This is a genomic window from Ruminococcus callidus ATCC 27760 (genome assembly GCF_000468015.1).
Lineage (GTDB): Bacteria > Bacillota > Clostridia > Oscillospirales > Ruminococcaceae > Ruminococcus_C > Ruminococcus_C callidus.
This window is the reverse complement of sequence record NZ_KI260304.1, coordinates 32,746-34,943: the sequence shown is the minus strand read 5'-3', so window position 1 is coordinate 34,943 and position 2,198 is coordinate 32,746. Positions and strand designations below refer to the sequence as shown.

At 52.5% G+C, this 2,198-nt stretch carries 3 protein-coding genes; all 3 read right to left on the bottom strand.

Going from position 1 to position 2,198, the window contains the following annotated elements:
* Positions 1 to 31: 31 nt before the first annotated feature.
* Entirely contained in the window at positions 32 to 376 is a 345-nt protein-coding gene (locus tag RUMCAL_RS02020) for a hypothetical protein (protein ID WP_051343602.1), read from the bottom strand.
* Positions 377 to 540: 164 nt separating this feature from the next.
* Positions 541 to 669: a hypothetical protein gene (locus RUMCAL_RS16620; protein WP_021680778.1), complete on the bottom strand. Its 129-nt coding sequence runs from the start codon at positions 667 to 669 to the stop codon at positions 541 to 543.
* Positions 670 to 687: 18 nt separating this feature from the next.
* The gene (locus RUMCAL_RS02015) at positions 688 to 1,971 is read right to left on the bottom strand and encodes a glycoside hydrolase family 26 protein (protein ID WP_021680777.1); all 1,284 of its coding nucleotides are present in this window, start codon (positions 1,969 to 1,971) and stop codon (positions 688 to 690) included.
* Positions 1,972 to 2,198: the final 227 nt, after the last annotated feature.

Genomic DNA, 2,198 nt, shown 5'->3' with positions numbered 1-2,198 from the left:
AGCCGTCAGGCGGGCTTTGTGCGGTGTTGCCTTAACTCAGCTTTGCACCGCACTTGCCGCAGAAGTCAAAGGTGTACTTCTCGTCGAACCGTGCACCGCACTTGCCGCAGATGCGAACACCCTTCAGCGTGCTCAGGTCGCCCTGCATGCTGGCAATACGACGCTTTCTGTCGTCGATGTCTGCACACAGCTTCAGTTCTTCCTGATGATCGCCGTTCGGATTCTCATAGAACAGTCTGCCGATCTCGGTCATTACTTCCTGAATCCGTTCCTTTTCGTATGCGATCTTCTTTTTCAGATTGCTGGTTTCCGCAGCACTCTTGGAAGATTCTGCCACATTGCGGCTCACCTGATTCATCTTGTCAAAAATACCCATGTTTAGTAACTCCAATCTCCGGAATCTTCCGAAAAACATACTGCTTTTCTGAAATTTCATGTTTTCCGATAATCTCTTACAATTCCGACTTTCATAACGTTACTTAAATTATACATGATTCACAAGTTTTTGTCAAGTGTTATTTTTTCGGAAACATTGGCATGTTACGCTTCCACCGGTGCAAACCGAATCCGGATCTGCGGCAGTTCGTGGAGAACGGTGTCGCAGTGGTAAAGCCCGTCTTTCACAGACAGGTCATTCTCACCGGTTGCCGGCGGTGCGAAAATTTTCAAGGTCAGGTCAGCTTCGCCCTACAAAGGCTTCTCGAAGAATGCCGCCATCAGATCTACCGTCTTGGTCTTGGGTGCCTTATAGAACCACTTGCCGTTCAGTTCCAGCATCAGGTTGCTTTCCTCGGTAAAGGTCAGTTCGCAGAATGTGGGGTTCTTCTCAAAATGCAGCGGGATTTCCAGACCTTCCGCGTCCTCGGAGTTGCTCCAGCGGAGTGTCACCGGCAGCTGTACCTCGCCTGCCCGACGGGTGATCTGGGGCCTGAACCAGTCACGCTGAATGATTTCCTTATAGGTATCCAGCACCGGCTGTGCGATTCCCACATTTGCATTGTTGGGATCCTCGATCTCCAGCCCCAGTCTGCCGCGGTCGCGGAACTGGTAGAACGTGAACGCACTGAACCAGTCCGCCTGTTCCCGTTCCAGTGTATCGCAGAATTCCTTTACCATGTCTGCCTGTTCATAAGGACCGGTCACGTCGCCGTCAGCGTTGAACTCTGCCATAGTCATAGGCTTTTCCACGCCGCCGTTGAGATAACGGAACCGTTCGAAGCTGCGTTTGGTTTTCTCGTAGGTGTCCGCCACAGTGCCGCGGCTGTGAGTAGTGCCGCCGTGTTCTGCCACGTCATAGGGCCAGCCCCAGTGCAGTGCCATGTACTTGTCCACCGACCAGATGTCAGCTGCGGGAATGGTCTGTGCGAACTCGGCTTCCTTTTCCATTTCCTCCTTGGAGAGATCCTCGATGCCGCCGATGCAGATAATGGTCTGCACGTTGGGAGCATGCTCCTTGATGATACGGCTGGCACGGACAAAAAAGTCTGCCACTTCCTGATAGGTGCAGCGTTTGTTGAACGAGAACCAGTTGCCCGTTGCCTCGTGGTTGATACGCAGGAACACTCTGCCGAAGGACTTCAGATCCTCGCCGATCGCCGCCAGATGTTCATCGGAAACGTGGGGATCAATGGTCAGTGTCAGGGAAACGTCCTGTCCGTGCTGCCGGATCTCCCGCATGTAGTTGAACGGTTCGCCGTCGGTGCTGCCGCCCAGTCCGCCCTTGTAGGTGAAATAGTCATCGTAGGGATAATCCCACGCAAAGCTGACATCAGGGCTGGCGTGTACCACGCTGGCACGCCCCGGCCAGCCTTCGTCCAGCGGATAATAGCAGTACATCAGGCTGATACTGCGGTGAGGTCTGCCCATTTTCGCCAGAATGTAATCCTGATCGACATATTCACCCCGTTCGCTGCCGTCCCCCAGATCAACGGCACACTTTGCCTTGCCCATGTGAATGCGGTAAACTTCCATGTATATTCTCCTTTTCGGCAGAGCATGCTTCAACAGCACGCTCTGATGTTTCTGGCAATACTGCACATTCTGTGCGATTGTTCTTGGTTTATTATACCGAATTCCGGCGGTGCTGTCAAGGGATTTTTTGAGAACAGGAATAAGCTTCTCCTAAAATAGAAGCCTATACACTAAAAGGAACGGAAATAAAAAACCTCCCCTGAAAGGGGTGACTCCCCACGGGGTGG